The organism is Pseudoroseicyclus aestuarii (genome assembly GCF_003217255.1).
GTDB classification, from domain to species: domain Bacteria; phylum Pseudomonadota; class Alphaproteobacteria; order Rhodobacterales; family Rhodobacteraceae; genus Pseudoroseicyclus; species Pseudoroseicyclus aestuarii.
In genome coordinates, this window is the sequence record NZ_QJTE01000001.1 from 617,153 (window position 1) to 637,996 (window position 20,844).

General features: G+C 70.2%; 18 protein-coding genes. 9 read left to right on the forward strand and 9 right to left on the reverse strand.

Annotated elements, in window-relative coordinates; all coding sequences use genetic code 11:
* Nucleotides 1-136: 136 nt before the first annotated feature.
* From rpoD to ribD, 7 genes are all read left to right on the forward strand, one after another.
* Nucleotides 137-2,131, forward strand: coding sequence for an RNA polymerase sigma factor RpoD (gene rpoD / locus DFP88_RS02905; RefSeq protein WP_110812923.1), 1,995 nt, complete (start codon nucleotides 137-139; stop codon nucleotides 2,129-2,131).
* Entirely contained in the window at nucleotides 2,128-2,409 is a 282-nt protein-coding gene (locus DFP88_RS02910) for an HlyU family transcriptional regulator (RefSeq protein ID WP_110812924.1), read from the forward strand. The genes rpoD and DFP88_RS02910 overlap by 4 nt, the downstream gene beginning before the upstream one ends.
* Nucleotides 2,410-2,511: 102 nt before the next feature.
* Entirely contained in the window at nucleotides 2,512-4,035 is a 1,524-nt protein-coding gene (locus tag DFP88_RS02915; RefSeq protein WP_110812925.1) for a DNA recombination protein RmuC, read from the forward strand.
* 117 nt (nucleotides 4,036-4,152) lie between these two features.
* Nucleotides 4,153-4,491: a hypothetical protein gene (locus DFP88_RS02920; protein WP_110812926.1), complete on the forward strand. Its 339-nt coding sequence runs from the start codon at nucleotides 4,153-4,155 to the stop codon at nucleotides 4,489-4,491.
* Nucleotides 4,491-4,907 carry a secondary thiamine-phosphate synthase enzyme YjbQ gene (locus DFP88_RS02925; protein ID WP_110812927.1) on the forward strand — a complete coding sequence of 139 codons (417 nt, stop codon included), beginning with the start codon at nucleotides 4,491-4,493 and terminating at the stop codon, nucleotides 4,905-4,907. The genes DFP88_RS02920 and DFP88_RS02925 overlap by 1 nt, the downstream gene beginning before the upstream one ends.
* A 116-nt stretch (nucleotides 4,908-5,023) precedes the next feature.
* A complete protein-coding gene (nrdR, locus tag DFP88_RS02930; protein ID WP_110812928.1) occupies nucleotides 5,024-5,494 on the forward strand; it encodes a transcriptional regulator NrdR in 471 nt (156 codons plus the stop codon).
* Between the two features lie 18 nt (nucleotides 5,495-5,512).
* Nucleotides 5,513-6,610, forward strand: coding sequence for a bifunctional diaminohydroxyphosphoribosylaminopyrimidine deaminase/5-amino-6-(5-phosphoribosylamino)uracil reductase RibD (ribD, locus tag DFP88_RS02935; RefSeq protein ID WP_110812929.1), 1,098 nt, complete (start codon nucleotides 5,513-5,515; stop codon nucleotides 6,608-6,610).
* A 6-nt stretch (nucleotides 6,611-6,616) separates the two neighbouring features.
* On the opposite strand, the gene DFP88_RS02940 is transcribed toward ribD, so the two are convergent.
* From DFP88_RS02940 to DFP88_RS02950, 3 genes are all read right to left on the reverse strand, one after another.
* Nucleotides 6,617-8,593 (reverse strand): capsular polysaccharide biosynthesis protein, encoded by a 1,977-nt coding sequence (locus tag DFP88_RS02940; RefSeq protein WP_245904653.1) that lies wholly within the window; start codon nucleotides 8,591-8,593, stop codon nucleotides 6,617-6,619.
* Nucleotides 8,594-8,640: 47 nt separating this feature from the next.
* The gene (locus DFP88_RS02945; RefSeq protein WP_245904655.1) at nucleotides 8,641-9,777 is read right to left on the reverse strand and encodes a polysaccharide biosynthesis/export family protein; all 1,137 of its coding nucleotides are present in this window, start codon (nucleotides 9,775-9,777) and stop codon (nucleotides 8,641-8,643) included.
* A 123-nt stretch (nucleotides 9,778-9,900) separates the two neighbouring features.
* Complete coding sequence (locus DFP88_RS02950; protein ID WP_245904657.1) at nucleotides 9,901-11,247, reverse strand: capsule biosynthesis protein; 1,347 nt, start codon at nucleotides 11,245-11,247, stop codon at nucleotides 9,901-9,903.
* A gap of 113 nt (nucleotides 11,248-11,360) precedes the next feature.
* On the opposite strand from DFP88_RS02950, the gene DFP88_RS02955 reads away from it, so the two are divergent.
* Together DFP88_RS02955 and DFP88_RS02960 are read left to right on the forward strand one after the other, a co-directional pair.
* A complete protein-coding gene (locus DFP88_RS02955) occupies nucleotides 11,361-11,966 on the forward strand; it encodes a riboflavin synthase (protein WP_110812932.1) in 606 nt (201 codons plus the stop codon).
* Between the two features lie 2 nt (nucleotides 11,967-11,968).
* A complete protein-coding gene (locus tag DFP88_RS02960; RefSeq protein WP_245904658.1) occupies nucleotides 11,969-12,523 on the forward strand; it encodes a hypothetical protein in 555 nt (184 codons plus the stop codon).
* A gap of 25 nt (nucleotides 12,524-12,548) precedes the next feature.
* On the opposite strand, the gene DFP88_RS02965 is transcribed toward DFP88_RS02960, so the two are convergent.
* The 6 genes from DFP88_RS02965 to DFP88_RS02990 all read right to left on the reverse strand — a co-directional run bounded on the left by DFP88_RS02965 (nucleotide 12,549) and on the right by DFP88_RS02990 (nucleotide 20,826).
* Nucleotides 12,549-13,562, reverse strand: coding sequence for a hypothetical protein (locus DFP88_RS02965; protein ID WP_110812934.1), 1,014 nt, complete (start codon nucleotides 13,560-13,562; stop codon nucleotides 12,549-12,551).
* Nucleotides 13,563-13,719: 157 nt separating this feature from the next.
* Entirely contained in the window at nucleotides 13,720-15,921 is a 2,202-nt protein-coding gene (locus DFP88_RS02970) for a 3-hydroxyacyl-CoA dehydrogenase NAD-binding domain-containing protein (protein WP_110812935.1), read from the reverse strand.
* Nucleotides 15,922-15,997: 76 nt separating this feature from the next.
* Nucleotides 15,998-16,372, reverse strand: coding sequence for a hypothetical protein (locus DFP88_RS02975; RefSeq protein ID WP_146227397.1), 375 nt, complete (start codon nucleotides 16,370-16,372; stop codon nucleotides 15,998-16,000).
* A 188-nt stretch (nucleotides 16,373-16,560) separates the two neighbouring features.
* Nucleotides 16,561-17,772, reverse strand: coding sequence for an acetyl-CoA C-acetyltransferase (locus DFP88_RS02980; RefSeq protein ID WP_110812937.1), 1,212 nt, complete (start codon nucleotides 17,770-17,772; stop codon nucleotides 16,561-16,563).
* Between the two features lie 16 nt (nucleotides 17,773-17,788).
* Entirely contained in the window at nucleotides 17,789-18,415 is a 627-nt protein-coding gene (locus DFP88_RS02985) for a glutathione S-transferase family protein (protein WP_110812938.1), read from the reverse strand.
* Nucleotides 18,416-19,050: 635 nt separating this feature from the next.
* Nucleotides 19,051-20,826: an acyl-CoA dehydrogenase C-terminal domain-containing protein gene (locus tag DFP88_RS02990; protein WP_110812939.1), complete on the reverse strand. Its 1,776-nt coding sequence runs from the start codon at nucleotides 20,824-20,826 to the stop codon at nucleotides 19,051-19,053.
* Nucleotides 20,827-20,844: the final 18 nt, after the last annotated feature.

Sequence of the window (20,844 nt, forward strand, 5' to 3'; positions counted from 1 at the left end):
ACAGCGTTATCAGGAAATTAACCAAGGCCGGTTGCGAATCGGGGCAGGGGACGATTGATTCGTCTGGTCCGAATCACTTGTCGGTCGAAGCCTGAGCTCCAGGCTTTCAGGATCACGGAACGCGAGGAGACCCTTGATGGCCGCGAAAGACGCCAGCGACGACCGCACGAAGGACGAGGCCCAGGACGGCGATATCTCGCTGGATATGAGCCAGGCCGCGGTCAAGAAGATGATCGCCGAGGGGCGTGAGCGCGGCTACATCACCTACGACCAGCTGAACGCCGTCCTTCCCCCCGATCAGGTCAGCTCGGACCAGATCGAGGACGTGATGTCGATGCTCTCGGAGATGGGCATCCAGATCACCGAGGCCGAGGAAGGCGAAGAAGCCGAGGATACCGGCAGCCGCGAGGTCGCGACGACTGGCGGCACCCGCGACGTCGCCGTCTCGGCCGGCGATACCGAGAAGCTGGACCGCACCGACGATCCGGTGCGCATGTACCTGCGCGAGATGGGCTCGGTCGAGCTGCTGAGCCGCGAGGGCGAGATCGCCATCGCCAAGCGGATCGAGGCCGGGCGCAACACGATGATCGCCGGGCTCTGCGAGAGCCCGCTGACCTTCCAAGCCATCACGATCTGGCGCGACGAGCTGTTGTCCGAGGACATTCTGCTGCGCGACGTCATCGACCTCGAGACGACCTTCGGCACCCAGATGGGCGAAGAGGAGGCCGATGCCCCCGTGGTCGAAAGCCCGTCGCAGGACAGCGGCGAGCGGCGGCAGGAGGGCGGCTCGGGCCAGGAGCTCGACGCCGATGGCAATCCGATCAGCGGCGACGACGACGAGGATGATGACGAGCAGGCGAACATGTCGCTTGCCGCGATGGAGGCCGCGCTCAAGCCGCGGGTCCTCGAGACGCTCGACACCATCGCCGAGAACTCCGCCCGCCTGAGCGAGATGCAGGACGCGCGCATGAGCGCGACGCTGAACGAGGATTCGAGCTTCTCGAAGGCGGAGGAGCAGGGCTACCAGCAGCTGCGCAGCCAGATCGTCGAGATGGTCAATTCGCTGCACCTGCACAACAACCGCATCGAGGCGCTGATCGACCAGCTCTACGGCATCAACCGCCGGATCATGTCGATCGACAGCAACATGGTGAAGCTGGCCGACCAGGCCCGCATCAACCGCCGCGAGTTCATCGAAGCCTATCGCGGTGCCGAGCTCGACCCCTCCTGGGTGGAGCGGATGGGGCAGAAGCCGGGCCGCGGCTGGCAGGCGCTGTTCGAGCGGTCGACCGACAAGGTCGAGGATCTGCGCGCCGAGATGGCGCAGGTCGGGCAATACGTCGGTGTCGATATCGGCGAATTCCGCCGCATCGTGCAGCAGGTCCAGAAGGGCGAGAAGGAGGCGCGGGCCGCCAAGAAGGAGATGGTCGAGGCGAACCTGCGCCTGGTGATCTCCATCGCCAAGAAATACACGAACCGCGGGCTGCAATTCCTTGATCTCATTCAGGAAGGCAACATCGGCCTGATGAAGGCCGTCGACAAGTTCGAGTATCGCCGCGGCTACAAGTTCTCGACCTACGCCACCTGGTGGATTCGCCAGGCGATCACCCGCTCCATCGCCGATCAGGCGCGGACGATCCGCATCCCGGTCCACATGATCGAGACGATCAACAAGCTGGTCCGCACCGGCCGGCAGATGCTGCACGAGATCGGCCGCGAGCCGACGCCGGAAGAGCTGGCCGAGAAGCTGCAGATGCCGCTCGAGAAGGTCCGCAAGGTGATGAAGATCGCCAAGGAGCCGATTTCCCTCGAAACGCCGATCGGCGACGAGGAGGACAGCCAGCTTGGCGATTTCATCGAGGACAAGAACGCGATCCTGCCGCTGGATTCGGCCATTCAGGAGAACCTGAAGGAGACGACGACGCGGGTCCTCTCCTCGCTGACGCCGCGCGAGGAGCGCGTGCTGCGCATGCGCTTCGGCATCGGCATGAACACCGACCACACCCTCGAAGAGGTGGGCCAGCAGTTCAGCGTCACGCGTGAGCGCATCCGCCAGATCGAGGCGAAGGCGCTGCGCAAGCTCAAGCATCCCAGCCGCTCGCGCAAACTGCGCAGCTTCCTCGACCAATGAGCCTCTGGTCCAAGCTCTTCGGCGGAGGCACCGCCGAGCCCGCGCCCGAGCCTGCAAAGGCAGAGGATTACAAGGGATTCTCGATCCGGCCCGAGCCGATCAAGGACGGCGGCCAGCACCGCGTCGCCGCCCGGATCGAGAAGACGGTCGGCGGCACCCTGCGGTCCCATTACCTGATCCGCGCGGATACCACCGGCAGCGCCGACGAAGCGGCCAGCATTTCGCTGGCCAAGGCCCGGCAGGTGATCGACGAGCAGGGTGAGGCCCTGTTCGACTGATAGCCCCGGTGCCGGTTTCGCGCTGTCGCGGGAAGGCTCCTTTCGCCGCTTGACCTCTTCGGGGTAAAAGGGGAACATCGGGGCAGATTGATCGGAGGCCCGATGCCCGACCTGTCCCTGCTTCTTCTTGCCGCGCTCGGCCTCGTGCTGCTGTGCCTTTGCCTTGCCGCTTTGGCGGGCCTTCGCACGGCGCGCGCCGAGGTGGCGGGGCTGCGCCGCGGCCTCGAAGAGGCGCAGGAACGTGCCCATCGTCACGCCGCCCTGGCCGATGCCCGCGAAACTCGCCTTTCCGAAATGACTGACGAAATCGCCGCCGCGAGGGGCGACCTGCGGGAGGAGCGCGCCGCCCATGCCGCCACCTCGGAGCAGGGGGCCCGCAGTGGCGAGGCCGCCGAGGCCCTGCGCCGGACAGAGGCGCGGCTCTCGGCAGAGCTTGCGGACCTGCGCGGGCAGCACCGGGACCTGCAGGAGCGTCACAACGAGTTGCAGCGCGATCACGCCGCACTCTCCGCCGATACCGAGGGGAAGCTGGCCAGCGCCGAGGAACGCCTGAAGGAATTCAGGGAGATGCGCGAGAAGATGCGCGCCGAGTTCGAGCAGCTGGCACAGGGTGTCCTGCGCTCCACCGGGAGCGACCTGTCCAAGGCGCATGGCGAAAAGCTGACCGAACTTCTGACGCCTTTCCGCGATCACGTCTCCCGCTTCGAGACGGAACTGCGGCAGGTGCACGGCAAGGCCGACGAGGAGCGCGCCCGCCTGGGCGAGCAGATCCGGATGCTGACCGTGCAATCCGAGAACGTGCGCACCGAGGCGGCCAACCTGACCCGCGCCCTCAAGGGCGAGAAGCAGAAGCAGGGCGCCTGGGGCGAGATGATCCTTGAGCGGATCCTCGAGGCCTCTGGCCTGGAACGGGGCACGCATTACGTCGTGCAGGAAAGCCGCACCGATGCCGAGGGCGCGCGCTGGCGCCCCGACGTGGTGGTCAAGATGCCGCGCGAGAAGAGCCTGGTGATCGACAGCAAGGTCAGCCTCGTCTCCTACGAGGCGGCGGTGAACGCCGAGGAAGAGGCCGAGCGTGCCCGGCACATGAAGGACCACGTCCTCTCCGTGCGCCGCCATATCGATCAGCTCGCGGCGAAGGGCTACCACGCGCTCGACGCGGGATCGGTCGATTACGTCCTGATGTTCATGCCGATCGAGGGTGCGCTGTCCGCCGCATTGGCAGAGGCGGGCGATCTGACCGCCTATGCCGTGGCCCGCGGGGTGGGGGTGATGACGCCCTCGACCCTGATGGTCACGCTGCGCACCGTGGATCACATCTGGACGGTCGAGCGGCGCGAGAGCAATGCCGAGGATATCGCCATCCGCGCGGGCCGGCTCTACGACAAGGTCGCAGGCTTCGTCACCGACATGGAGAAGGTCGGCGGCGCGCTGGGGCAGGCGGCCCGGGCGCACGAGGATGCCATGGGCAAGCTCAGCCAGGGCCGCGGCAACGTGCTGGGGCAGATCGACAAGCTCAAGGTCATGGGCGCCCGCACGACGAAATCGCTGCCGACCAGCTTCGACGCCGACGATGACGACGAGGACGCGGCGCAGCCGACCGCGCTGCTCGGCACCGAGGGCTGAGGCATCCCGTTGTCGTGACGCAACGGCAGAGGCCGGGGGAGGCAGGAGCGGGTGCAGCCGCTGGAACCTTGGCCGCGCCAGCCGGTTGCGCTTTCGACTGTTACGGGAGTGCAAGCGATGTCCGCAGGTTTTGCCGCGAAAATCCTCGATCACCTGACCATTGCGATTGCGGCAGTGCTCGCCGCCGTCCTTCTGTGGCTGGCCGGAACGATGCCCTCCCGCGCCGCGATGCCGGACACCACGGCCCCGGCGCAGGGCGTCGAGGTCATCGAGATCACCGTGGCCGCGGATGAGCTGGCGGCTTGCGAGGCGATGCTTTCCGCCGTGACCGGCGCCGGCGCGGCTGCCCCCGGGGCCGAGATCGTGCCGCAGGACGCGCAGGATAGTTCCCTCACACTCGTCTCGGCCGAACAGCAGCAACAGGGTCTTCCGGTCGCGCGCTGCGTCGCGGGCTGATGCACAAGCTTTTCGAGATCGCGACGCGCGGCCCCGCGCTGTACGAGTTCACCGATGACGTGGCCCATTGGGCCTCGAACTGGCCCGAGGAGGAGGGGCTTCTCACGCTTTTCGTGCGGCACACCTCCTGCTCGCTCCTGATCCAGGAGAATGCCGATCCGGAGGTCCGCACCGATCTTCTCGCCTACCTCCGCCGGCTGGTGCCGCCGGGCGACGATGCCAGCATGGCCTACCTGACCCATACCTACGAGGGCCCCGACGACATGCCGGGCCACATCAAGGCGGCACTGCTGCCGACGAGCCTGCAGATCCCGGTGGTCAGCGGGCGCCTCGCACTCGGAACCTGGCAGGGGATTTACCTGGTGGAGCATCGCGACCGTCCGCACAGGCGCAGCGTGCAGGCGCTGCTGCGCTAAAGGGCATTTACGCCACGGTATCTGGTAGGGCCGCCCCCGGATCTACCCAACCCCTGCCGGCTTGCCTATAGTCGTCGCGGGCGCCTTGGCACGGCGTTCTAAAGGCGAGGGGTCCGATGCGCTGCCCATTTTGCGGAAATGTCGACACGCAGGTGAAGGATTCGCGCCCGGCCGAGGATCATGTCGCGATCCGTCGGCGCCGGTTCTGCCCCGCCTGCGGCGGACGCTTTACCACCTACGAGCGGGTTCAGCTGCGCGACCTCGTGGTCATCAAGACCTCGGGCCGGCGCGAGGAATTCGACCGCAGCAAGCTTGAACGCTCGATCCGCATCGCGATGCAGAAACGCCCCGTCGAGACGGAGCGGATCGACCAGATGATCAGCGGCATCGTGCGCCGCCTCGAGAGCCTGGGCGATACTGACATCCCCTCCAAGCGCATCGGCGAGATCACGATGGAGGCGCTGGCCCGCATCGACACCGTCGCCTATGTCCGCTTTGCCAGCGTCTACATGAATTTCCAGGCCGTCGGCGACTTCGACAAGTTCATGTCCGAGCTGCGGCCCACCAGCACCCCCGACGAGGGCTGACCCTGCTGATCCATGCCCATGACCGCCGCTGAGGATCGCCGCTTCATGGCACTGGCGCTGGCCTTGGGGCGGCGCGGGGCCGGGCGTGTCTGGCCCAATCCGAACGTCGGCTGCGTCATCGTCAAGGCGGGCCGCATCCTTGCGCGCGCCCGCACCGCCGATGGTGGTAGGCCGCATGCAGAGGCGCAGGCCCTGGCCCTTGCCGGGGAGGCAGCGCGGGGCGCCACGGCCTACGTCACGCTGGAGCCTTGCGCGCATCACGGCCGCACGCCGCCCTGCGCCGACGCCCTGATCGCCGCCGGAATCGCCCGCGTCGTGGTGGCGGCGGGCGATTCCGATCCGCGCGTCGCGGGACGGGGCCTCGAGCGTTTGCGCGCCGCCGGCATCGCGGTGGAGACGGGGCTGATGGAGGCGCAGGCGCGGGCCGACCTCGCCGGGTTCCTGTCGCGGGTCGAGCGGGGACGCCCGCGCGTCATGCTGAAGCTGGCGACCAGCCTCGACGGGCGGATCGCGACGGCGAGCGGCGAGAGCCGCTGGATCACCGGGCCCGCCGCGCGGGCGCGGGTGCATGCGATGCGCGCCCGGCACGATGCGGTGATGATCGGCGGCGGCACGGCCCGGGCCGACGATCCGATGCTCACGGTTCGCGGCATGGGCGCGGTGCCGCAGCCGGTGCGGATCGTCGTCTCGCGCCGGCTCGATCTGCCGCCCGAGGGCGCGCTTGCCGCCAGCGCCGGCACCATCCCGCTCTGGCTCTGCCACGACGCCGCGCTGCCCGAGGCCGCCTGCGCGCCCTGGCGCGCGCGCGGCGCGCGTCTGATTCCCTGCGCGGTCGAGGGCGGGCAGATCGACATGTCATCCGCCCTCTCGGCGCTGGCCGAGGCGGGGCTGACGCGGGTCTTTTGCGAAGGGGGGGGCGGTCTGGCCGCCTCGCTTCTGGGGGCGGACCTTGTCGACGACCTCGCGCTGTTTCAGGCCGGCCTCGCGATCGGCGCAGAGGGCACCCCGGCGCTGGATGCCATGGGGCTGAGCCTTCTGGCCGAGGCGCCGCGCTTTGCGCTGGACCGCTGCGAGGCGGTCGGGCCCGACGTGCTGAGCCTCTGGCGGCGGGACTGATCGGGGTCAGCCGCGCCGCCGCAGGCGGGCGGGCAGGCCGGGTTGCAGCGCCGCCAGCAGGCGCAGCACCTGCGGCCTGAGCACCGCGCCCGCGGCGAGACGCTCCAGCGCGACCTCCGGCGGGCAGGGCATCCCCGTCACCGGGTCGTGGTAGCGCGGGTAGGCAATCAGAACCGCATGGACCAGCTGCAGCAGGTCGGGCCGCGCCCCTCGGCGCGGGATCGGCGGGCCGAGATCCCGCGTGAGCCCCCAGCCCGCGTAGAAGGGGCGGCCGAGGCAGGTCACCGGGATACCGCGCAGCAGCGCCTCGAAGCCCAGTGTGCTGGTCAGGGTCCAGACCTCCTCCGCCGCGGCCAGTGCGTCCTGCGCAGGAACACGCCGCAGGACCACCTCGGCCTGCCCCTCGGGCCCCTCGGCGCAGAGGGCGCCGGGGCGCAGCCCCGCCTCGACATCCGGGTGCGGCTTGTAGAGCAGCAGCGCATCGGGATTGGCCGCGCGCACCGCCTGCAGCAGCGCCGCGTTGCTGCGCAGCGGGCCGCCGCCCAAGCGCAGCGCGGCATCATCCTCGACCTGCCCGGGTATCAGGATACGCCGGCCCGGGGGCAGCCGTGGCAGCGGATCGCCGGGCAGGTTGTACTTGGTCAGATCGGCCTGCAGCAGCTGCTCCAGCAGCCGGGAGGCGCGGGCGCGGGCATGCTCGGGCAGCGGCCGGGCGATCAGCCGCTCCAGCCGGCTCTCGCGCGCGGGGTCGAAGGGCAGCCCCAGATCGTCCAGCGCCAGTGACAGCGGCGGGGTCAGCGCCGCCCCGAGCCCGCGCGAGCGCAGGACACCGTCCTCGACATGGACCGCGCCCGCCGCCAGCAGCGCCGGGGTGCCGCGCGTGCCCCAGACCATCAGCCGCCGCCCCTCCTGCTGCGCGATCCGTGGCGCACGCTCGGCCGTGGCAAAGCGGATGCGGCGGGAGGCGCCGAAGAAGTCTTGCAGCCGCGCCCGTTTCCAGCGGCGCATGCCGACGGCGACCCAGCCGCGGCAATCCTCGCGCCAGGCGCGGGTCTGCGCCTCGAGGATGTCGAGCGCCGTCTCCAGCGCGCAGAGGCGGTCGCGGTAGGGGTCGTACCAGACCGGCTGCAGGATCAGCGCCGCCGCCACGAGCTGCGCCGGGCTCAGCATACGGCCGCGCCGGGGCAGCGGCGCGCGGTCGTCGCTCAGGCCCCATCCGGCGTAGAAGGGCTGGCCCAGCACCACCGGGCGCAGCCCGGCGAGGATCGCATCGAAGCCAAGCTGGGAGCTGACGGTATAAAGCGCCGCCGCCCCCCTCAGCAGCGGTCCGGGCGGCAGGGCGTCGTCGGCAAAGGCCTCGCCGGGGCCCAGATCGCCGGCGAGGAAGTGGCCGGGCCGCCCGCCGCGCGTCGTCTCGGGGTGGCGGCGGATCAGGATGCGGGCGCCCGGATGCTCGGCCCGGGCGAGGGCCAGCATCGCCGCGAAACTGGCCTGCCCGGCGCCGCAGGCCCGCAGCGCGGCATCGCCGCGCAGCTGATCGGCCAGCAGCACGTAGCCGGGCCGGGGCAGGGGCGCGCCGAGGTCGAAGCCGCTGTACTTCGACAGCGCGCCCTCTTCCAGCCGCGCCATGGCATCGCGCGCCCGGCCCAGCAGCGCGGGCGAGTCCAGCGGCGCCGTCGCCAACAGCACCTCGAGGTCCGAGGGCCGGCTGCCGTCGAAATGCACGCCCCCCCGGTCAAGGAGCAGCCCAAGGGGGGCGCATCGCACCGCCCGCCCCGGCAGGACGGAGCGCAAAAAGGCATCCTCGATCCGCAGGATCGGGGCGCCACTGCGGCGGGCCAGCGCCTCGCCCCGGCGGGCACGCGGGCGCTGGCCCCAGACGCCGACCCAGTCGCCTGCCCGCGGCAGGCCGAGGCGCGGGGTCCAACCGGCCAGCGTCAGGATACGGCCGATCGGAGGGCGCCGCAGGCCGAGGGTCTGCACACAGAGCCGCTGCGGCCCGGGCGGGGCGGGGCGCGCGGCCCCGCCCGTCACTCCGCCAGCCCGTCGGTGGCGGCGCGGGTCGAGGTCAGCGTGCCGGTCACCGCGCCGATCACCTTGTTGAACTCGACGATCGGCGCCTCGGTCACATAGACCGTGTCCTCGTCGCGGATGGCGAAGTCGCGGGCCGTGAACATGCCGTTGGGGCGTGTCAGGTCCAGCACGTAGACGACGCGCTGCGGGCCGGTCAGCCCCTCGATGCCGACAAGCTGCGAGGCGATCTCGGCCGGTTCGTTGCGGAAGACGAAGACGCCGGTCGGATCGGCGGAATTGGGGTTCAGCCCGCCGACCTGTGCGATCGCCTCGATCGCGCTGATCGTGCGGCTGGAAAAGGGCATCTCGGTCTGCCGCAGGGTGGCGCCGAGGGCGGTGAAGCTGCGGTCGTCTTCGCTGACGAGGATGCGGTCGCCGCCGCGCAGCGCGATATCGGCGCCGGGCACGGTATAGAGATCCTCGAGCCAAAGGCTGCCGCGCGTGCCGCCGCGCGTGACGGTGACGCGCGCCAGCTCCGGCTCGACCGAGACGCCGCCCGCCGCCGCGATCATCGCCGAGAGGGTGCGGGTGGGCCGGTCAATCGGGTAGACGCCCTGCGCCACCACGCCCCCCGCGACCGAGACGGTTGCCCCGTCGCCGGCGGTGCGGCGCACCTGGACCTGCGGATCGGGTGTCTGCGTCTCGAGCCGGGTTGTGATCAGCCGGCGCAGCGCCTCGGGCGTCTGGCCCGCCGCGCGCAGGCGCCCGGCATAGGGCACGAAGATGAAGCCGTCGCCATCGACCTGCACCTCTTCGAGGACGGCGGCATTGGTGCCCGTGGGCACCAGCAGACCGGTCTCGACATTCTCCCAGATCGTCAGGCCCAGCACGTCGCCGGGCCGGATGGTGTCGGAGCCGATGACGCCGGCACCCTCGAGCGTCGCCGCGACCCCGAGGGCGGGAACGACGCCGGCGATGGCGTTCACACGGTCGTCCACGGTGACGACGAAGGCATCGCCCTGCCGCATGACCGAGCCGTCGAAGATCTGCCCCCGGCTGGGCCCGGCGCGCGGCACCAGCCCGCATGAGGCGAGGAGGGCCAGCGCCGCGAGGGCGCCCGCGAGGGGGGGTAGCCTAAGGAAGGGGGGTGTCACTGCCGGACCTCTTGCGATGGGGTCTGCCTCGGGCGGGCCTCTCATGGGCCCTCTTTCCCCGAGGGTAGCCGCGGCCCCCGCGCCGCGCCAGCTGGGCGCATCGGCGCGCGGCGCTTGATCGCCTCACTGTTGCGCATAGGGCTCTATGCGTGTCCCTGCGGTCTGCATATCTCCCTCAGGTTGCTGCTTCGATGCGACAAGACGCAGCGGGGGTCGCGCCTGCGCCGCCTCCAGCGCCTCGTAGGGATCGTGCTCTGCCAGCATCATGTCGGTGATCCGGCGCAGGAGGCGGCGTCGCCCGCGGGCCGAGTAGTAGCTGCCGGGTACCTGGCTCGTCGCCAGAAGGTAGCGGCGGTAAAGAGCATAGGCGGCGGCATCGGGGCGGCGGGGCGCGGCGAAGAAGGCGGGCAGGGTCTGCGGCGATGTCAGGCCCGGCTTGTCATAGACGGCGCGGCCGAAGATTCGCAGCGGGATGCCGCGCCAAAGCACCTGCTGCGCCGCCGTGGAATTGACCGTGACGGCGCTGCGGGCCTGGTCCAGAAGCCGCGCGAGCTTGCCGCCCGGAATGAAATGCACCCGCCCCCCCAGATCGCGCGCACGGGCGGCGCGCCGGATCATTCGGCGCAGCGCGGGGGCCGAAGCCTCCAGCGGATGGGCCTTGAAGACAAGGCGGTGATGCGGCGGCGCGCCTTCGGCAAAGCCATCGAGCGTCTGCTCCACCAGCTGCTCACTACCGGTCAGATCCGAGTGGTCTTGCAGGTTGCTGTCGTGATCGAGCTGCAGCAGCACGATGTGATAGGGCTGCCCGCTGCGCAGCAGGAGGCGCGTTGCAAGCCACCGCTCCAGCGCCTGAAGCGGCATCAGCAGCATCCCCAGCATGTGACGCCGCGCTTCCTCGCGCAGCGGATGGGCACGATGGCCGCGATAAAGGCGGTAGCGGTGGGTCAGGGCGAGGACGCACCAGTGATAGAGCGCGCCCCAGACCATGTGGTGCCGCATCTCGCCCCAGCGGTCCGCCGCCTCGCTGGCCTGCGGCGCCTCGGGCGGCAGGACCGCCCGCATCCGCGACAGGCCCAGCTCCATCAGCCGCGAATTTCCGTTGGTCCCGCCACGTTCGTAGGTGATCCACCAGGGCCGCATGTAACCCTCTTCGAAGACATGCAGCCGCAGTGCCTGCTCCCGCGCGGCCTCCACGGCGGCGGCATGGAGCGGGCGGCTGTCGCCGTAGAGCACGAGGTCCGTGATGCCATGCGCCTCGATCAGCTCGCGCAGCTTCTCGGGCCAATCCTCGGGCGCGCCGCGATAGGGGATGTAGCTGCCGGGCTCATGCCAGAAGAGGGCGTCGCCGCCGTTGAAGCCGACGCGCCATGTCCCGGCCCCCGCGGCCCTGAGCGCCCGTCCGAGGCGGTCGAAGAAGGGACCATGCGGCCCTTGCAGGAACAGGAACTGGCGCGAGGCTGGCTGGCTCATGGCCGGCAGCATGGCGCCCGCAGGCCTTTCCATCCGGTTAACGCGGCCCGCTTGCCCGCCCCGGCGCGGGGGCTTAGGTCTTGTGCCCAGCACAGCAGCAAGGGGCCGTCTTCATGTTCACCGGCATCGTCACCGACATCGGAGAGGTCGTCGACATCCGCAAGAGCGGCGACACCACGCTGCGCATCGCCTGCAGCTACGATCCCGACAGCATCGAGATCGGCGCCTCCATCGCCTGCGAGGGGGTTTGCCTGACGGTCACCGCCCTTGGCGCCGAGCCCCGTCCCTGGTTCGAGGTGCAGGCCAGCGCCGAGACACTGGCCCTGACCACCATCGGGCAGGGCAATGGCTGGGGCATCGGCCAGCGGCTGAACCTTGAGCGGGCGCTGAAGGTCGGCGACGAGCTCGGCGGCCATATCGTCTCGGGCCATGTCGACGGCATGGCGCGGGTCACCGGCTTGCGAGACGAGGGGGACAGCCTGCGCATCAGCTTCGAGGCGCCCGAGGCGCTGGCCAAGTTCATCGCGCCCAAGGGCTCCGTCGCGCTGAACGGCACCTCGCTGACGGTGAACGAAGTCGACGGCACGCGCTTCGGCATCAACCTGATCCCGCATACCCGCAGCGTCACCACCTGGGGCGCCGTCGAGGAGGGGGATGCCGTCAACCTCGAGGTCGATACCATGGCACGCTACGTCGCGCGGCTGCAGGAGGCGGGCTGACCATGGCCGGGATCGGGCACAACCGCGGGCCAGAGCTTGGCAGCACCGCCTGGCGTCGCCATGCCTGGGGCCGGGCGCGGCGCGACCTGCTGCCCAGCCTGCCGATCGAGGTCGTGCGGCTGCGCGTCGCGCGGGCGCAGGCGCTGGGGCTGGACTATCGCACCTATGCCTCGGTCCGTGCCGCCACCGGGCATGACGTCGTGGGCTTTCTCTTCTCGACCAATGCGCTGCAGATGCTGCGCCGGGGCGAGGCGCCGCCCGAAGCGCGCGCCGCGCGGCTGGCCCAGCTGGCCGCCGATCGCACCGCGCTGGCGCAGCCCCCCCTCGATCCAGCGCAGGTGCTGGGGCTGGCGCCGCTCGACGCCGCCCATTCCGCACCCTCCTTCGGGCTTGGCTGGGCCGCCATGCGCGACCACCTCGCAGGGGTGATCCGCAGCCGCGGGGTGCCGGCCAACAGGCTGCTGGTGGTGGGCGAGACGGCGGCAGAGCGCGACTGGTCCGAGGCCGCGCGCACGGCGGGCTACCTCAGCGGCGCGCGCTACTTCGGCGCCGCCTGAGAAAGCTTACGCCTGAGAAAGCCTGTCAGCCCCGGCAGATGCCCTGCAGGCTGACCCAGTTCCCGTCGCTCAGCACCGGGGCATAGCCCCTGCTGCCCTCCTGCGCGAGCCGTTCCGCCAGGGCGCCAGAGGGGTCCCGCCAATTGGCCCAGGGCTGGGATGGCACCTCGGCCTCCTCGAAGGCCGCGCGCAGCGCCTCGACCGGCGGTAGCGGCTGCGGCGCCGCCCCCTGCAGGCCCCGCGCCCAGTCCTGCAGCACCTCGGGCGGCACGTCGCCGGTGGTCAGAAGCGTCAGCACCGTCCCGAATCCGGCCTGCCGCAGCATCGTGGCGAGCGGATCCTGCGCCGCGCGCGCCTGCGCGGCGGCCAGCAGCGCGCCCGCGACCACGGCGGGGTCCTGCGTGCGCTCGATCATCGCGCGGGGCAGGGCGATGATGCCCCCCGGCAGGACGGCGGGCGCCTCGAGGCCTGCGGGCAGCACCACCACGGGCTCCGCTGCGGGACCGAGCACGCGGGTGCGCAGGGCGGCCAGCGCCTCGGTACCGAGGGGGTTGCGGCAGGCGGCCTCGCCGGTCTGCTGCTGGATCAGGCCCAACAGCGTGGTGCCGATCTCGCCGCGCCTTGCCTGCGGCACCGCGCTCAGCGTCTGCCGCGTCAGCGCGCCGGGCAGCCAGAAGACGGCGCCCCAGAGCGTCAGCACCGCGAGACCGATCAGCAGGACCCCGCGCAGCCGGCCCGGCCGCGGCCGCTGCGCCGCGACAGCCCGGCGCACCGTCTCGATGGCCTGCACCATGGTCTCGTCGTCGATCTCGAGCGTCTCTGTCGCCTCGGCATCGGGGGCATAGAGCGCCGGCTCCTCGCCGCCGTTCAGCCGCTGCACCGCGGGCAGCGACCAATGCGCCAGCGGCCGCCCCGCCATGTCCGAGATCATCAGCGTCGCCTCGCCGAAGGAGACCGTCACCTCGCGGCGTTGCGCCTCGGGCTCGGGGCGCCAGAGGCCCACCGTCTCGAGCCGCGCGAATTGCTTGAGCGCCGTCATCTGATCCCTGCTGCCGGTGACGGCGGCACCTTAGCCGCCGCCCGGACAAAGGAACAGGGCCAAGACGGGGGCAGACGGCTGCCCCCTCTTCTCTTTGCAAATATCCCGGGGGTGCGGGGGCTGGCCCCCGCTCCACCCGCTTCCGCAGGCACCAAAGTCAGGCGGCCTGCGCCGCCTCTCCGCCGCCCCAGCGGCCGTAGAAACTGCCGCCCCCCTCGGCGAGATCGCGCAGGAGGTCCGGCACGGCAAATCGCGCCCCATGCGCCGCTTCCAGCGCAGAGGCCCTCTCAACCGCCGCGCCTGCACCAAGGATGTCGAGCCAGGAGAAGGGTCCGCCCGACCAGGGCGCGAAGCCCCAGCCGAGGATAGCGCCGACATCGCCTTCGCGGATATCCGTCAGCACCCCGGCCTCGAAGGCGCGCACCGCCTCGAGCGCCTGGACGTAGAGCAGGCGGTCCCGCACCTCGGCCAGCTCCGGCTGCTCCGCGGCCCGCGGGTAGGCGCGCTCCAGCTCGTCCCACAGGCCGATGCGCTGGCCCTTGTCGTCATAGGCGTAGAAGCCGGCGCCGGCCTTGCGCCCCAGGCGGCCTCTTTCGGCCATCGCGAAGAGGACCTCGTCGACCGCCTCGTCGGGATAGGCCTCGCCTAGGGCCGCGCGCGTCGCCTTGGCGATCTTCACGCCGAGATCGATCGAGGTCTCGTCGACAAGCTGCAGCGGGCCGACGGGCATGCCCGCCTGCTTCGCGGCGTTCTCGATCAGCGCGGGGGCGATGCCCTCGGCCACCATGCGGATCCCTTCGTTGATATAGGGGATGATGCAGCGGTTCGCGTAGAAGAAGCGTGCGTCGTTCACCACGATCGGCGTCTTGCGGATCTGGCGCACGAAATCGAGCGCCTTGGCCACGGCCCGGTCTCCGGTGGCCTCGCCCTTGATGATCTCGACCAGCATCATCTTGTCGACGGGGCTGAAGAAATGGATGCCGATGAAATCCCCGGGCCGATCGGAGGCCTTGGCCAGCTCGGTGATCGGCAGGGTCGAGGTATTGGTGGCGAAGATGCAGTCCTCGCCCACGGCCGCCAGCACCTTGGCCGTCACCTCCGCCTTGACGGCAGGATCCTCGAACACCGCCTCGACGACCAGGTCGCAGCCGGCGAGCTGCGCGTAATCCGCGCCGGGGGTGATCCGGCCGAGGACCTCGGCCTTCTTCTCCTCGGTCACCTTGCGCCGCTTGATCCCCTTGTCGAGGATACCCTCCGCATGGGCCTTGCCGCGCTCGGCCGACGCCGCATCGGCATCGATCAGCACGACCTCGATCCCGGCATTGGCGGCGACATAGGCGATGCCGGCCCCCATCATCCCCGCGCCGATCACGCCCAGCTTGCGGACGCTCTGGTCCGGCGCCTCGGGCCGGTTGGCGCCCTTTTCCAGCGCGCCCTTGTTGATGAAGAGGCTGCGGATCATCGCCGAGGACGAGGGGTTGAGCAGCACCGAGGTAAAGTGCCGCGCCTCGATCCTGAGGGCGGTGTCGAAGGGCACGAGCGCGCCCTCGTAGACGGCCTTCAGCAGCGCCTTGGGCGCGGGATAGGCGCCGGCGGTGCGCCCGTTGATCATCGCGCTGGCGCCGGTGAAGGTCATGAAGCCGGCGGGGTGATAGGGCGCGCCGCCGGGCATCTTGTAGTCCTTGCGGTCCCAGGGCTTGACGGTATCGGCCTCGGTGGCCTGCAGCACCCAGGCCTTCGCCGCCTCCAGCGGGTCTGCAACCACCTCGTCGATCACGCCCATGCTCTTGGCGCGGGCCGGATCGTTCAGCTTCGCCTCCAGCAGCAGCGGCGCCGCGGCCATGACGCCCAGCTTGCGCACGAGGCGCGTGGTGCCGCCGGCGCCGGGGAAGATGCCGACCTGGATCTCGGGCAGGCCGATCTTGGCCTTCGGGTTCTCGGCGGCGAAGATGCGGTGGCAGGCCAGCGGGATCTCTAGCCCGATGCCAAGGGCGGTGCCGGGCAGGGCGGCGGCAACGGGCTTGCCGCCCTTCAGCGTCTTGGGGTCCATGCCCGCCCGCTCGATCCGGCGCAGGACGTGGTGCATCTGCATGATGCCGTCGAAGACGCTGGCGGCGGGGCTCTCGCCGCCCGCCTCCTTCATCGAGGCGAGCACCTTGAGGTCCATGCCGGCGGCGAAGTCCGCCTTGCCCGAGGTGATGACGATGCCCTTCACGGCCTCGTCGGCCAGCGCCTCCGCGACGGCCTCGTCGAGCTCGCGCAGGGAGTCGAGCGTCAGCACGTTGAGCGGCCGGCCGGGCACGTCCCAGGTCACGACGGCCACGCCGTCCGCGCCCTTGGAAAGGGTGAAATCGGTCATGACGACCTCCTGGACTTGAAGGAATGGAAGAAGGGGCGAGGATCCGATACCGGGCCGCGGCCCCTGCCGCGCCGAGTCAGAGGCCCAGGACCAGCACCTCTCGGGCGACCTCGGGCATCGCGGTGCTGCAGGTCTGCGTCTCGACCATCTCGATCCGCATGCCGGCCTCGTCCTGCCGGCAGAAATGCACCGTGGGCGTCACCGTGACCCCCGCGGGCGTGGAGACGATGAAATCGCACCACAGGCGGTAGCGCCCCTGCCGCGGCAATTCGATGGCCCTGACGTGCGCCTCGTAGCGCGGCGGCACGCCCTGCGGGATATGGTCGCTCAGCGCCTCGAGAAAGGCTTCGGGCGTCTGATAGATCACGAAATGCTCGTCCCAATGGACGGGCAGGGGAAAGTCGTAGAACCGCGTCACCTCGCGCAGCTTTCGCTCGCTGAGCATGCGCATGATCTGCTGCATCTCTTGTCCAAGGGACTTCTTCACTCGACACACCGCGATAGGGGACGACGGGAGGGCCTTGCCATCCTTCCGTGCCCGACAGGACCTTACCTGCCCACGACAAGGCAAGGCGCGCTGTTTCGGCAAGTCCGGAATTCCCTAGCATCACCCCTCCTTTCGTTCGAATTTTGCAAAAATCAGACGCGTTCGATCACCGTGGCCGCGCCCATGCCGCTGGCGATGCAGAGCGTGGCGAGGCCGACCTCCCGGTCCTGCCGCTCGAGCTCGTCGAGCAGCGTGCCCAGGATGATCGCGCCCGTGGCGCCCAGCGGATGGCCCATGGCGATGGCGCCGCCATTGACGTTCACCCGCTCGGGATCGGCCTCGAAGGCCTGCAGGAAGCGCAGCACGACGCTGGCGAAGGCCTCGTTCACCTCGAAGAGGTCGATATCGCCGATCTCCATGCCGGCCGCCTGAAGCACCTTCTGCGTCGCCGGAACCGGGCCGGTCAGCATGATCGTCGGATCGGTGCCGATCTTGGCGGTGGCGCGGATGCGGGCGCGCGGTGTCAGCCCATGCGCCTCGCCGAAGGCCTTCGACCCGATCAGCAGCCCGGCGGCGCCATCGACGATGCCGCTGGAGTTGCCGGCGTGGTGGATGTGCTCGATCCGCTCGAGGTGCGGGTACTTCAGCAGCGCGACCTTGTCGAAGCCGGGCATCACCTCGCCCATCTCCTTGAAGGCGGGCTTGAGCGCGCCGAGGGCCTGCATGTCGGTTCCGGGGCGCATGTATTCGTCGCGCTCGAGGATCGGCAGGCCGTTCAGATCGCGCACCGCGATGACGGAGCGGTCGAAGCGCCCCTCCTCCCAGGCGCGGGCGGCGCGGCGCTGGCTTTCCACCGCGAGCGCATCCGCATCATCGCGGGAGAAGCCGTATTCGGTAGCGATGATATCGGCGCTGATGCCCTGCGGGACGAAGTAGGTCTCAAGCGCGAGGGAGGGGTCGACCGCGATCGCCGCCCCGTCCGAGCCCATGGGAACGCGTCCCATCATCTCGACGCCGCCGGCGATATAGCCCTCGCCCGCGCCGCCCTTGACCTGGTTGGCGGCGAGGTTCACCGCCTCCAGCCCCGAGGCGCAGAAGCGGTTGATCGCGAGGCCCGGCACGCTCTCGTCGAGGTCCGAGGCCAGCACGGCAGAGCGCGCGAGGCAGCCGCCCTGCTCCTTGACCTGGGTGACGTTGCCCCAGATCACGTCCTCGACCCCCGGCCCCTCGAGGCCGTTGCGCGCCTTGAGCGCGTTGAGCACACCGGCGGAGAGCTGCACCGAGGTCACCTCGTGCAGGCTGCCGTCGGGCCGGCCCTTGCCGCGGGGGGTGCGGACGGCGTCGAAGATATAGGCGTCGGTCATCTGCGGGGCCTTTCGGTCAGGCCGCGCCGGGCAGGGCGCGGGGCATCAGGTCGTAGGGGTGGCGCCAGCCGGGCAGGGCGGCGATGCGGTCCAGCCAGGCGGCGATGGCGGGATAGCTCCCGGCATCGAAGCCGAAGGGTTCGGGGTAGTAGAGATAGCCGCAGCAGGCCGTGTCGGCGAGGCTGGGAACATCCCCGGTGATCCAGTCGCGCGCCTCGAGATGGCGGTCGAGCGTGGCAAGGGCGGCCTGGACGCGTCCGGTCAGGAAGGCGATGACCTCGGCGCTGCGCTTTTCCTCGGGCAGGAAATTCATCTGGAAGCGCAGGGTGCCCTGCTGTGAGGAGCCCTTGTGCGCGTCCCAGAACATCCAGCGCAGCATCTCGGCGCGGTCCTCTGCCAGCAGCTTGCCGGTCCGCTCGGCGACATGGAGCTGGATCACGCAGGACTGGCTGAGGGTGACATCGCCGTCGACGAGGACCGGGACCTCTCCCATTTCGTTCAACGCAAGGAAGTCGGCGCTGCGGCCGGCGCCGCGAAAGAAGTCGATCGGCACCGCCTCCCAGGCGTAGTCCGAAAGCTGCATCGTCAGCGCCGCCTTGTAGGCATTGCCGCTTTCGCCGAAGCAGGTCAGCTGGGCGGTCATGGGCGACCTCCTGCGCGGCGCCGGCGGAGAGCGCCGGGGGCCAGCCCCCGGACCCCCGGAGTATTTCGGGAAACATGAAGGGACGGGGGCATCAATCTATCCTTAACCTCGTGGCCGCAGCCTCGGTCGCACGGTACAGGCGGGAGCGCCGATGACCGTGAAACGTGAAGCTCCGCCCCGGCCCTGCTCCTGGAGACTCCGGCCGGGGCGGGGTCGCGTCCTGCGTGTTTCATGTTTCTAAAAATACTCATGCCCGGCCCGCAGCGAGTGCGCAGGCGAGGACGAGGGCGACGTGGCCGGCGCAGGCCGCCGGGCGTCCGGTCGCGGGAGAGGGTCGAAGCTCGCTCGCTGCGCGTGGACAAGTTGCCTGAGCAGCAGAGCTGTGAGGTGCCTGGCGGAGAGCGGGATATTGTGCCCGATCCCCAATGGGAAGGGCCGGGTCCCGCAGGGCGGCCGGGCCGGGGCGCCCCATGCAAGCGCCACGCCCGGTCCGCCGCAAGCGGCCTTGGCCTCTGGTGGCGCGAGACGGGTGCGGGTCCTGCGGCATCGGTCTCTCCTCCTCCTCGCGCGGCCTGATCGGCCTGCGCCCCCTGTGTCCGGCGCCGCCTCCCCTGCGGCGCCGGGCGCGGATGGCCTCAGAAGTTGGCGGCCTCCAGCGCCATGACCGGCTCTGCCCCGCTTTCGATGCGCGTGAGGTGCATCTTCGTCGCCGGCAGTTGCCTGGCCATGTAGTAGCGCGCCGTCGCCAGCTTCGTCTCGTGGAACGTCACGTCGCGGCCCTCGGCCAGGGCGCGGCGGGCGGCATGGGCCATCTGCGCCCAGCTGTAGCCCAGCAGCACGTGCCCCATCAGGTGCATGAAGTCGTAGCTTCCGGCGAGGGCGACATTGGGGGTCTTCATCCCCTGCTGCATGAAAAGCATCGCCGCCGACTGCAGATCCTTGGAGGCCGATTTGAGCGGGTCGAGGATCGTCTTGCGGAAGGCCTCGTCCTCCTCAGGGGCGGTGGCGACGGCCTTGATCCGCTCCATCAGGCCCATCAGCGGCTTGCCGCCGTGCAGCGCCAGCTTGCGGCCCACGAGGTCGAGGGCCTGGATGCCGTTGGCGCCCTCGTAGATCATCGCGATGCGCGCGTCGCGGGCGAACTGCGACATGCCGTGCTCTTCGATGTAGCCATGGCCGCCGTAGACCTGCTGCGCCTGCACCGCGCCTTCGAAGCCCTTGTCGGTGAGGAAGCCCTTGATCACCGGGATCAGCAGCGAGACCAGCGCCTCGGCCTCCGCGTCGCCCTTGCGATGGCCGCGGTCGAGCAGCATCGCGCCCCAGTAGGTCAGCGCGCGCGCGCCTTCGAGGAAGCTTTTCTGGTCCATCAGCGCGCGGCGGATGTCGGGATGCACGATGATCGGATCGGCGGGGGACTCGGGCGCCTTCGCCCCGGTCACGTCGCGGCCCTGCAGGCGGTCCTGGGCATAGGCGAGGGCGGCCTGGTAGGCCGCCTCGGCGGTGGCCCAGCCCTGCATGCCGACGCCCAGCCGCGCCTCGTTCATCATGGTGAACATGGCGCGCATGCCCTTGTGCTCTTCCCCGACGAGCCAGCCCTTGGCGCCGTCGAAGTTCATCACGCAGGTGGCATTGCCGTGGATGCCCATCTTCTCCTCGAGCTTGCCGCAGGAGAGCGGGTTGCGATCGCCGAGGCCGCCATCCTCGGTCGGCAGGATCTTCGGCACCACGAAGAGCGAGATGCCCTTGGTGCCCTCGGGCCCGCCGGGGATCTTGGCCAGCACGAGGTGGACGATGTTGTCCGCCATGTCGTGATCGCCCGAGGAGATGAAGATCTTCTGCCCGGTGATGGCGTAGCTGCCGTCGCCCTGCGGCTCGGCCTTGGTGCGCATGAGGCCGAGGTCGGTGCCGCAATGCGGCTCCGTCAGGTTCATCGTGCCGGTCCATTCGCAGGAGGCAAGCTTGGGCAGATACAGCGCCTTCTGCGCATCGGTCCCGTGGATGGCGAGGGCCGAATAGGCGCCGTGGGTCAGGCCCTGGTACATGTTCAGCGCCATGTTGGCGCTGACCATCGGCTCGTTGGCCGCGGTATGCATGATGTAGGGCAGGCCCTGGCCGCCCCATTCCTCGGCGCAGTCGATGGCGGTCCAGCCGTCGTCGCGGATGCGGTCGAAGGCCTCCTTGAAGCCGTCGGGGGTGCGCACGACCCCGTTCTCGATGCGGCAGCCCTGCGTGTCGCCGACCGCGTTCAGCGGCGCGAGCACGTCCGAGGCAAGGCGGCCGGCGGCTTCGAGCACGCCGGCCGTGAAATCGCGATCAAGATCGCTGTAGCCAGGGATGTCCTGGTCCGAGATGCTGAGGAAGTCATGCAGCACGAACTGCATGTCCTTCAGGGGTGCGCGGTAGTCAGGCATCTCGGTCCTCCCTGGACG

Bases quoted from the DNA above. Each gene is read 5' to 3' on its own strand.
- rpoD (WP_110812923.1), top strand. From the start codon at position 137: ATGGCCGCGAAAGACGCCAGCGACGACCGCACGAAGGACGAGGCCCAG.
- DFP88_RS02910 (WP_110812924.1), top strand. From the start codon at position 2,128: ATGAGCCTCTGGTCCAAGCTCTTCGGCGGAGGCACCGCCGAGCCCGCG.
- DFP88_RS02915 (WP_110812925.1), top strand. From the start codon at position 2,512: ATGCCCGACCTGTCCCTGCTTCTTCTTGCCGCGCTCGGCCTCGTGCTG.
- DFP88_RS02920 (WP_110812926.1), top strand. From the start codon at position 4,153: ATGTCCGCAGGTTTTGCCGCGAAAATCCTCGATCACCTGACCATTGCG.
- DFP88_RS02925 (WP_110812927.1), top strand. From the start codon at position 4,491: ATGCACAAGCTTTTCGAGATCGCGACGCGCGGCCCCGCGCTGTACGAG.
- nrdR (WP_110812928.1), top strand. From the start codon at position 5,024: ATGCGCTGCCCATTTTGCGGAAATGTCGACACGCAGGTGAAGGATTCG.
- ribD (WP_110812929.1), top strand. From the start codon at position 5,513: ATGACCGCCGCTGAGGATCGCCGCTTCATGGCACTGGCGCTGGCCTTG.
- DFP88_RS02950 (WP_245904657.1), bottom strand. From the start codon at position 11,247: ATGAGCCAGCCAGCCTCGCGCCAGTTCCTGTTCCTGCAAGGGCCGCAT.
- DFP88_RS02955 (WP_110812932.1), top strand. From the start codon at position 11,361: ATGTTCACCGGCATCGTCACCGACATCGGAGAGGTCGTCGACATCCGC.
- DFP88_RS02960 (WP_245904658.1), top strand. From the start codon at position 11,969: ATGGCCGGGATCGGGCACAACCGCGGGCCAGAGCTTGGCAGCACCGCC.
- DFP88_RS02965 (WP_110812934.1), bottom strand. From the start codon at position 13,562: ATGACGGCGCTCAAGCAATTCGCGCGGCTCGAGACGGTGGGCCTCTGG.
- DFP88_RS02970 (WP_110812935.1), bottom strand. From the start codon at position 15,921: ATGACCGATTTCACCCTTTCCAAGGGCGCGGACGGCGTGGCCGTCGTG.
- DFP88_RS02975 (WP_146227397.1), bottom strand. From the start codon at position 16,372: ATGCGCATGCTCAGCGAGCGAAAGCTGCGCGAGGTGACGCGGTTCTAC.
- DFP88_RS02980 (WP_110812937.1), bottom strand. From the start codon at position 17,772: ATGACCGACGCCTATATCTTCGACGCCGTCCGCACCCCCCGCGGCAAG.
- DFP88_RS02985 (WP_110812938.1), bottom strand. From the start codon at position 18,415: ATGACCGCCCAGCTGACCTGCTTCGGCGAAAGCGGCAATGCCTACAAG.
- DFP88_RS02990 (WP_110812939.1), bottom strand. From the start codon at position 20,826: ATGCCTGACTACCGCGCACCCCTGAAGGACATGCAGTTCGTGCTGCAT.